Raw genomic sequence first — 9,392 nt, 5'->3', positions numbered from 1 at the left:
AAGTCCAGCGCCTCCAAACGCACTGGTACTGACGATAGTGACTGGGAAGAGTTTTAGCCAGTAACGGAATCACAAAAAGCCGACCTAAATAAGGTCGGTTTTTTTGTTTGTAAAGACATGTCAAAGGGTGTATTTTAGATGTTGACGCTTTCGTTATTGCGATAGCAATATCGCATCACCTACGTCACATTTCTTGTTTTCTTTAGCTTTGCAATTACCAAAATAGAATGGAGTTTCCCCTTTTTTAGCATCATTTAAATCCAGGCAAGTTCCTTAATAATGACCACCATAAACCGATAAATAGTACAAACCATCCATTTACAGGGATTTTGGAAATCAAAAATAAGGAGTGACAACATGTTGTCAGAGAAATTGAGTGCATTAACAGGCAAATTTGGTCGTTTGAAATTGTCGTCTCAATTAGGCTTATTGCTGGCTGTGTCAGGTGTGGGGGCTGTTGTCAGCGTATCACATAGTGGCCTGGTGACAGGTTTGATTGTGGGCAATATGGCGTTGGGCACGCTGTTGGTGTTGAGTGTCAAACGTAATCTCGGTGGTGAAGCCGCCAAAGTATTAGCCACCGCACAAGAAATTGCTAATGGAGATTTCAGCAGCACAGATGACCCTGCTGGCTCTGGTGGCGAGAGTGTACTGAATGCATTGCATCAGGCTAAAGATTCTTTAAATAGTCTGGCTCAGCAAATTGCGTTGATCTCTGCCGAGCAGGCGAATGGCAATTTGAAGAAAACAATTGATCTTGCACAATTTAATGGCGAATATCGTAATATTGCGCAAGCAATCAACCAGATATTAGCGCTGCCTGCCGAGCTGCTGGAAAAAACCAGTCACTCTATGCTGGCACTGGGCCAGGGCAATTTCGATACACAGCTCGATAGCTTGCCTGGTGACCTCTCCCAACTGAATCATCATTTTGACAGTTTAAAAACCAACGTCAAAACCTTGATTACAGAAATGCAAAAAATGGCCTCTGCGCATGCAGAAGGCGAATCCGATACTGCACTTGAACTCGTTAAGTTTGATGGCGACTTTAAAGTAGTCGCACAAGGCATCAACAATATGGTGTCTGCCTATGTGGGCGAAACCGAAAAATTCATCGCCGTGATGGATAGCATCGGACGCGGTGATTTAACAGCCCAGCTTGAGCCTATGCCAGGTAAAAAAGCAGCGATGAACAAGAGTGTTGATCGTATCCGTGGCAATCTCAAAGGTATTGTAGATTCCGTCAACTGGGTCAACACCGAGCATGAAAAAGGCAATATTGACATGACGCTACGTGCGGATATGTTTAAAGGCCAGTTCTCGGTATTAGCCGATTCTATTAATAAAATTGTTGCTGGTCATATTGAGTTAAACCAAAAAGCCATGGCCTGTGTGAAAGCCTTTGGTGATGGTAATTTCGATGCGCCATTAGAGCAGTTCCCAGGCCAGAAAGCTGAAATCAATCTGATTATCGAGAAAGTACGTAGCAATCTGAAAGCATTGAACCAGGATGCTGAAATGCTGGCTGAAGCGGCCAAAGAAGGACGCGTCACTGTACGTGCCGAAGCCGCCCGTCATCCAGGCGACTACCGCAAAATTGTCGAAGGTATGAACAATACGCTGGATATGATTGTTGAGCCGGTATTGACGGTAAAAACCGCCGCTGAATCCATCAATATTGCAGCGAAAGAAATTGCTCAGGGCAACGCCGACTTAAGCCGTCGTACTGAAGACCAGGCAGCTAACCTTGAAAAAACAGCCTCCAGCATGGATGAACTGTCTTCAACCGTGAAACAGAATGCTGAAAACGCTAAACAGGCGAATGAACTGGCTGCGCAGGCGTCCGAAGTGGCGATCAAAGGTGGCGATGCTGTGAATGCAGTAGTTCACACCATGAGTGACATCAATGAAAGTGCCCACAAGATTGAAGACATTATTTCTGTCATCGACAGCATTGCTTTCCAAACGAATATCCTGGCATTGAATGCGGCTGTTGAAGCGGCGCGTGCTGGCGAACAAGGCCGTGGATTTGCAGTGGTAGCGGCAGAAGTGGGTAATCTTGCCCAGCGCTCCTCAGTCGCTGCACGCGAAATTAAAGAATTGATTAATGACTCGGTCAACAAAACTGCAGAAGGTAGCCGCCAGGTAGAAGAAGCCGGTAAAACCATGCATGAAATTGTTGGCTCGGTTAAACGTGTCAGCGTCATTATCGGCGAGATTGCCTCTGCTTCTAACGAGCAAAGTGCAGGCATTGCCCTAGTGAATGATGCCGTGATCCGTATGGATGATGTAACACAACAGAATACCGCCTTGGTTGAAGAGGCTGCTGCGGCTGCCGAATCACTGATGGATCACGCCAATGAGCTGGCAACAGCGGTTAGCGTATTTATCGTAGAAGGCAACGCAAAAGGTTCGCGTCATGAAAATGCAGGCTGGGCGGGAGATTTCCGCAAAGTCAGTAACGGATAGGGCAGGCTGTAAGCCCTTTTATAAGTAGTACTTTTAATAATTAACAGGAGTATAAAAATGGCAGTGATTGATCGAGTATTGATTGGCGAAGGTTTGGTCATCGAAGATCGCCCAGAGGGTGGCCTGGATTTGAAAAACGTGGCACATATTGACTTAATTATGGGCCCACGCGGTAGCGCTGCAGAAGACGCATTTTGTCGTACGCTCACCGATCAAAAACAAGGAGTAAACGGTTTATTGGCGATTGCAGCGCCAAACATGATGGTAAAACCAAACACTGTAATGTTTAACAAGGTCACCATTAAAGATGGTCGCCAGGCTACTCAGATGTTTGGCCCAGCACAACGTGGCGTGGCCATGGCTGTGATGGATTGTGTTGCTGATGGCACCATCCCATTGGAAGAGGCAGATGATGTATTTATTTGTGTAGGTGTATTTATCGACAGCAAGGCCGACATGGATGACCGTATCCAGGACTGGAACTATCGCGCAACTAAAATTGCAATTAAAGCCGCTGTAGCACGTGAGCCTAAAGCTGCTGATGTTGTTAAACAGTACAAAGAAGCATTACACCCATTCGCAGCGCAAACACCAGAAGCAAAAAACCGCCGTTCTGATGATACAGCGGCTGCCTTGGCAATCTCTCAAATGCAAGAGCGTAGCAAATATGCACGTACAAGCGCTGAAAGCAAAGCCCGTGAAGAGAAACAGATTGAGCTGGCTATCAACCAGATGAAAGATCGCATCAACACGACCAAGGCTTAATTCAAGCTGATGGAACCTGACGGATTTGCATAGGATAACGAAGTGACTGCCTTAAAAAAACAAGAACAAGAAGATCGCGAGTTTTTGTTTACGCGCGATGATTTCGTCAGAATTAAAAGTCTGATTTATCGCCATGCAGGCATTTCATTGTCCGATGCAAAGACGGACATGGTGTATAGCCGTATTGGGCGGCGCTTACGTGCGCTCGATATGCAAAGTTTCAAGCTCTATCTCGATAAGCTTGAGCAAAATAATCATTCAGATGAGTGGCAGGCATTTACCAATGCTTTGACCACCAACCTGACTTCATTTTTCAGGGAAGAGCATCACTTTCCCATCCTGTCTGACCATTTGGTCAAGACGGCTTCACAAAAACGAAAAACCATTCGTATCTGGTGTTCGGCGGCTTCCACCGGCGAAGAGCCTTATTCAATTGCTATCACAGCCTGTGAAGCATTTAATACGCTCAAACCCCCGGTTGAGATTATCGCGACTGATATCGATACCAATGTATTAACTACTGCGATGGCGGGTGTTTACCCGATTGATCGCATCAAGAAAATGGACGAATCCAGAGTACGCAAGTTCTTTGAAAAGGGGACTGGCAAACAGGATGGATTGGTCAGAGTGAAAAAAGCGGTGCGCGAGCTCATTAGTTTCAATCAGCTAAATTTGCTGGACCATCAATGGCCATTCAATGATGGTTTTGATGTGATTTTCTGCCGCAATGTCATGATTTATTTTGACAAGCCTACCCAAGGCAAGATTATTGAAAAGTTTATCACCCTGATGGGCGAAGACAGCTTGTTACTGGCGGGGCATTCAGAGAACTTTCTCTATGTTTCGCAGCAATTGCAATTGCTCGGCAAAACCGTTTACAAACTAAAAACTAATGGCGCGGCACGTTCCAGCCTATTAATGAATCGGAAATAGTCATGAGTGTTATACAAGAAGATATTGCAAACACCCTGTACTTTGACAGAACGTTTAACTGCGATGCGGCCAAAATCTCTCCCGGAGAGTATTATTACACCGATAAAGACATGCTGATTGTCACCGTGTTAGGTTCATGTGTGTCTGCCTGTATTCGTGATACCAAGTCTGGTATTGGCGGCATGAATCACTTTATGTTGCCGGAGAGCGGCAGCGCTGATCGCGATAGCCCGGTGTCAGAGTCTATGCGTTATGGCACCTATGCCATGGAAGTGCTGATTAACCAGTTGCTGAGAAATGGCGCCAGACGCGAGAACCTGGAAGCTAAAATATTTGGCGGCGGTAATGTGCTGCGCAGTTTCACCACCAATAACGTAGGTGACCGCAACGCCGCATTTGTTAAACAATACCTCAAGGATGAAGGTATTAAAGTGACAGGTGAAGACCTGCTGGATATCTATCCGCGTAAAGTCTACTATTTCCCGAAGACCGGCAAAGTACTGGTTAAAAAACTGAAACAGCTGAACAATTACACATTGGTCAAACGCGAGCAAGCTTACTCAAGCAAGCTGAAAACCAACGATGTGGGCGGCGATATCGATTTGTTTTGATAATAATAATTATAAAAAGGAAATCCCATGAAAACGAAAGTGTTAGTTATTGATGATTCAGCACTAATACGCAGCTTGCTGACTGAACTTATTAACGATACCAAGGACCTTGAAGTGGTAGGGGCTGCGCCTGACCCTCTGGTTGCGCGTGAAATGATCAAGCAATTGAATCCGGATGTCCTGACGCTGGATGTGGAAATGCCGAGAATGGACGGACTGGATTTTCTCGAAAAGCTCATGCGTTTGCGGCCTATGCCGGTATTGATGGTATCGACGCTGACTGAAAAGGGCTCTGAAATCACCTTGCGCGCGTTGGAACTGGGCGCTACAGATTTCGTCACCAAGCCAAAAATGGGTATCACCCAGGGCATGCAGCAATATGCCGATGAAATTACCGATAAGATCCGTACTGCCGCCAAAGCTAAAGTCAGCACTTTGCAAAGTATAGCGAAAGCATCAGTGGCTGGTGGCCAGGTACAAAATGCCATCCGTAACCCGTTGATCAGTAGTGAGAAATTATTGATTATCGGTGCATCTACCGGGGGTACCGAAGCCATTAAATCGTTTTTAATGCAAATGCCTTCAGATTGTCCCGGCGTCTTAATCACGCAGCATATGCCCGCAGGGTTCACTAAATCGTTCGCTGCCCGTTTAGATAGTCTATGTAAAATATCAGTCAAAGAAGCGGTGGATGGCGAGCGGATCTTGCCGGGCCATGCCTATATTGCGCCAGGTGATCAACACTTGCTGCTGGCTAGAAGCGGCGCCAACTATGTCACCCGCTTGTCTGACAGTGAGCCCGTGAATAGACACAAGCCTTCTGTGGATGTATTGTTTGATTCTGCAGCAGTGCATGCCGGTAAGAATGCGATTGGCATTATTATGACCGGTATGGGCAAAGACGGCGCAGTGGGTATGTTGCGTATGAAAGAGTCCGGGGCTTACAACTTTGCACAAAATGAAGAAAGTTGTGTCGTCTATGGCATGCCGCGTGAAGCGGTTGCACATGGTGGCGTGCATGAAGTTGCGCATTTGAAAGACCTGCCAAAAATGGTATTGCATTATCTGGCAACAAATAGTGAACGCGCCTTGCGTGTGTGAAGGCTTCAAAGAATAAACAGGCAAATCAGGGCTTTATTGCCGCTAGCATTTAAACGATATGGAGTGATAATGCTAGATATAAATATGTCACTAAAGATAGCGGAGTAATAAATGGGCAATCCGAATACTAAATTTCTGGTGGTTGATGATTTTTCTACCATGCGCAGAATTGTGCGTAACCTGCTTAAAGAGCTGGGTTACAACAATGTTGAAGAGGCCGAAGATGGTGCTGATGCATTAAGCAAGCTGCGTAGCGGTGATTTCGAATTTGTCGTATCTGACTGGAATATGCCAAATATGGATGGGCTGACCATGCTGCAGAATATTCGTGCAGATGCCAAGTTATCCAAATTGCCGGTATTGATGGTGACTGCAGAAGCTAAAAAAGAAAACATCATTGCCGCCGCACAAGCTAAAGCCAACGGATACGTAGTCAAGCCTTTTACGGCCGCCACGCTGGAAGAAAAATTATCGAAGATTTTTGAGAAATTGGAAAAAGGCGAGGCTTAATCATGACCGAAGCTGTCAATCCGAAACATGAAAACATCGTGGTAGAAATGGCTTCTGCCATGATGCAAAACCTGAACGGTAATCAACAAGAAGAAATGATCAGCCGGATTGGCCATATGACACGCACGCTTCATGACAGCTTGAGTGCATTAGGTTATGACAAGGTATTAGAACAAGTGGCACAGGAAATCCCGGATGCGCGTGACCGGTTAAACTATGTTGCCAGAATGACGGAACAGGCTGCTGAACGTGTACTAAATGCAACCGATCAGGCTACGCCATTGCAATCTGAAATGGCTGATCGTGCCCATGCATTGCAGGAACGGTGGAAAGCGGTGATGGCCAAGTCCGCCCTTAAATCAGAATACGATTTAGTCGTGCATGAAACCCTGGATTATCTGTCTCTGGCAGATAAAAATACGACAGCGACCAAATCGCTGCTAATGGATATCATGATGGCGCAGGATTTCCAGGATTTGACAGGTCAAGTGATCAAAAAAATCACGACCCTGGTGCAAGAACTGGAAGGGCAGCTGGTACAGGTGCTGGTAGATTTTTCACCAGGTGCTAAAAAAGAAGAATCTTCAGACTCATTGCTAAACGGTCCGCAAATTGACCCGCACAATAAGGTCGATGTAGTTTCTAACCAGGAACAGGTAGATGATTTGCTGGATAGCCTAGGCTTTTAAAGCAGGTTTTTAAACAGGTTCTCATGCTGCTAGATTTGAATATTAAAAGGGCCGATTGGCCCTTTTTGCTTATGCATAGCCAACACGTTCTTCTGCAGGCAGTGTCGCTAATTCTTCATCGGTATACACGCGTCCGCGGGTTATAAAGGCAAAACCACTACCGCCATCCAGTGAAAACGAACCGCTGGAGCCAGGAACTGCATCCAGAATAGTATGTGTGTTGGTCATAAAGCTGAAATGGCTGTCACCCATATAAAAAATAGCTCCTGCCAGCACCCCAAGCTTTACATCAGAAGGGCTGGGCCTGAATTCAGCAGCGGGCATGCACATCGGGCCACTGCCTTCGCAGCAACCACCAGATTGTAAAAAAACTATCGGCCCATGTTGTTCAGTGAGCTTTTCTATCAAACTGATTGCTGAGGGCGTTGCAGAAAGTCGTTCAGCCATTATTTTTCCTTAATGAGTCGCTTAAAAGTATAGGCAATAAAGGGGCGAAAAATTCGCCCCTTTATTGTTACTGATGGTCCTTAAGCATGGGAATCAGGGTTAGAAGAAACCAAGTTTTTTAGGGCTGTAGCTCACCAACAGGTTTTTAGTTTGCTGGTAGTGATCAAGCATCATCTTGTGCGTTTCACGGCCAATACCAGATTCTTTATAGCCTCCAAAAGCTGCATGCGCAGGGTAGGCGTGGTAACAATTGGTCCACACACGACCAGCTTTAATACCACGGCCCATGCGATAAGCACGGCTGCCATCACGTGACCACACGCCTGAACCCAGGCCAAAGATAGTGTCATTGGCAATGCTCAAGGCTTCGGCTTCGTCTTTAAAGGTGGTCACAGCCAGCACCGGTCCAAAAATTTCTTCCTGGAAAATACGCATTTTGTTGTGGCCTTTGAACAGGGTTGGTTTGACATAATAACCTTCAGCCAGATCACCACCCAGTACATTGCGTTCACCACCGCACAACAGTTGCGCACCTTCCTGGTTACCGATATCCATATAAGAAAGAATCTTGTTGATCTGGTCTTGTGACGCTTGTGCGCCGATCATGGTGTTGGGATCTAGTGGGTTACCTTGTTTAATCGCAGCAACACGTGGCAATACGCGCTCCATGAATTTGTCGTAAATGGATTCCTGTATCAAGGCACGTGATGGGCAGGTACAGACTTCGCCCTGGTTGAATGCAAACAGCACCAGGCCTTCGACGGCTTTATCCAGAAAGTCATCATCGGCAGACATAATGTCTTCAAAGAAGATGTTAGGCGATTTTCCGCCTAGTTCCAGAGTTGCCGGAATCAGGTTATTGGCTGCAGCCTGGGCAATAAAGCGTCCCGTTGCGGTAGAACCGGTAAAGGCAATCTTATTAATACGTTTGCTGTTAGAGAGCGGGGCGCCCACTTCGCGGCCGTAACCGTTCACAATATTCATCACGCCTGGCGGGATCAGATCACCAATGATTTCCATCAATATCAGGATACTAATAGGGGTGAATTCTGCCGGTTTCATCACCACACAGTTACCGGCTGCAACGGCTGGCGCAAGTTTCCAGGCCGCCATTAAAATCGGGAAGTTCCACGGGATAATCTGGCCAACCACACCTAAAGGTTCGTGAAAGTGGTAAGCCACAGTGTTTTCGTCCAACTCACTCAGGCTGCCTTCCTGCGCACGCAGAGCACCAGCAAAATATCTGAAATGATCTGCAGCTAAAGGAATATCCGCATTCAAGGTCTCACGGATCGGTTTACCATTATCGACCGTTTCAGCAGTAGCAATCAGCTCAAGATTTTGTTCGATACGGTCTGCGATTTTCAGCAGTAAATTAGAGCGCTCTGCTGCGGGGGTTTTTGCCCATTTATCTGAAGCAGCATGTGCAGCATCCAACGCTAGCTCAACATCTTCAGCACTGGAGCGAGCGGCTTGCGTGTAAGGCTTGCCAGTAATCGGGGAAATTACGTCAAAATATTCCCCTTTAACAGGGGCAACCCATTTACCACCGATAAAATTGTCGTATTTTGCCTTGTAAGGGACTTTTACACCCATGGCTTTCAATAGATCCAAACTCATATTCACTCCTGTACTTTTTATATAGATGTTATAGCAGAACTGCTCTCCAAACCGCCATATTGAGCGATAGCTCAATTACCTGATCAATCATCATCTGAGCCGCTTAAAATAAGGCTTTTTAGGATGATTAACGGGATAAACATTAAACCTTAAAAACCACAAAATCAAGCTTTTTTGCCGTGTTTTAAATGATTTATAAGATAACTGAGTTACTTCGTTTAATGCTGAAAAGTTCAATCTCTTTTAC

At 46.0% G+C, this 9,392-nt stretch carries 9 protein-coding genes; 7 read left to right on the top strand and 2 right to left on the bottom strand.

The features are described from left to right. Window positions 1-357: 357 nt before the first annotated feature. From ASG24_RS12580 to cheZ, 7 genes are all read left to right on the top strand, one after another. Entirely contained in the window at window positions 358-2,469 is a 2,112-nt protein-coding gene (locus tag ASG24_RS12580) for a methyl-accepting chemotaxis protein (RefSeq protein ID WP_055871995.1), read from the top strand. 57 nt (window positions 2,470-2,526) lie between these two features. Then, window positions 2,527-3,234, top strand: a complete 708-nt coding sequence (gene fae, locus ASG24_RS12575; protein ID WP_055831428.1) for a formaldehyde-activating enzyme — start codon at window positions 2,527-2,529, stop codon at window positions 3,232-3,234. Between the two features lie 42 nt (window positions 3,235-3,276). Continuing rightward, the gene (locus ASG24_RS12570) at window positions 3,277-4,167 is read left to right on the top strand and encodes a CheR family methyltransferase (RefSeq protein ID WP_055831426.1); all 891 of its coding nucleotides are present in this window, start codon (window positions 3,277-3,279) and stop codon (window positions 4,165-4,167) included. 2 nt (window positions 4,168-4,169) lie between these two features. Continuing rightward, window positions 4,170-4,778: a chemoreceptor glutamine deamidase CheD gene (cheD, locus tag ASG24_RS12565; protein WP_055831425.1), complete on the top strand. Its 609-nt coding sequence runs from the start codon at window positions 4,170-4,172 to the stop codon at window positions 4,776-4,778. 27 nt (window positions 4,779-4,805) lie between these two features. Then, window positions 4,806-5,879 carry a chemotaxis response regulator protein-glutamate methylesterase gene (locus ASG24_RS12560; RefSeq protein WP_055831423.1) on the top strand — a complete coding sequence of 358 codons (1,074 nt, stop codon included), beginning with the start codon at window positions 4,806-4,808 and terminating at the stop codon, window positions 5,877-5,879. Window positions 5,880-5,990: 111 nt separating this feature from the next. After that, window positions 5,991-6,389, top strand: a complete 399-nt coding sequence (cheY, locus tag ASG24_RS12555; protein ID WP_055831421.1) for a chemotaxis response regulator CheY — start codon at window positions 5,991-5,993, stop codon at window positions 6,387-6,389. Between the two features lie 2 nt (window positions 6,390-6,391). Continuing rightward, window positions 6,392-7,078, top strand: a complete 687-nt coding sequence (cheZ, locus tag ASG24_RS12550) for a protein phosphatase CheZ (RefSeq protein ID WP_055831419.1) — start codon at window positions 6,392-6,394, stop codon at window positions 7,076-7,078. A 69-nt stretch (window positions 7,079-7,147) separates the two neighbouring features. Here the strand turns inward: cheZ and ASG24_RS12545 are convergent, their stop codons facing one another. Then, the gene (locus ASG24_RS12545) at window positions 7,148-7,525 is read right to left on the bottom strand and encodes a DUF779 domain-containing protein (RefSeq protein WP_055831417.1); all 378 of its coding nucleotides are present in this window, start codon (window positions 7,523-7,525) and stop codon (window positions 7,148-7,150) included. 99 nt (window positions 7,526-7,624) lie between these two features. Then, complete coding sequence (locus ASG24_RS12540) at window positions 7,625-9,145, bottom strand: aldehyde dehydrogenase family protein (RefSeq protein WP_055831416.1); 1,521 nt, start codon at window positions 9,143-9,145, stop codon at window positions 7,625-7,627. Between the last annotated feature and the right edge of the window lie 247 nt (window positions 9,146-9,392).

Source organism: Methylophilus sp. Leaf414, from assembly GCF_001425425.1.
GTDB lineage: Bacteria > Pseudomonadota > Gammaproteobacteria > Burkholderiales > Methylophilaceae > Methylophilus.
This window is presented reverse-complemented; position numbering and strand designations above follow the sequence as displayed.

Excerpts from the sequence above, each read along its gene's own strand:
- ASG24_RS12580 (WP_055871995.1), top strand. The coding sequence starts at position 358 with ATGTTGTCAGAGAAATTGAGTGCATTAACAGGCAAATTTGGTCGTTTG.
- fae (WP_055831428.1), top strand. The coding sequence starts at position 2,527 with ATGGCAGTGATTGATCGAGTATTGATTGGCGAAGGTTTGGTCATCGAA.
- cheD (WP_055831425.1), top strand. The coding sequence starts at position 4,170 with ATGAGTGTTATACAAGAAGATATTGCAAACACCCTGTACTTTGACAGA.
- ASG24_RS12560 (WP_055831423.1), top strand. The coding sequence starts at position 4,806 with ATGAAAACGAAAGTGTTAGTTATTGATGATTCAGCACTAATACGCAGC.
- cheY (WP_055831421.1), top strand. The coding sequence starts at position 5,991 with ATGGGCAATCCGAATACTAAATTTCTGGTGGTTGATGATTTTTCTACC.
- cheZ (WP_055831419.1), top strand. The coding sequence starts at position 6,392 with ATGACCGAAGCTGTCAATCCGAAACATGAAAACATCGTGGTAGAAATG.
- ASG24_RS12545 (WP_055831417.1), bottom strand. The coding sequence starts at position 7,525 with ATGGCTGAACGACTTTCTGCAACGCCCTCAGCAATCAGTTTGATAGAA.
- ASG24_RS12540 (WP_055831416.1), bottom strand. The coding sequence starts at position 9,145 with ATGAGTTTGGATCTATTGAAAGCCATGGGTGTAAAAGTCCCTTACAAG.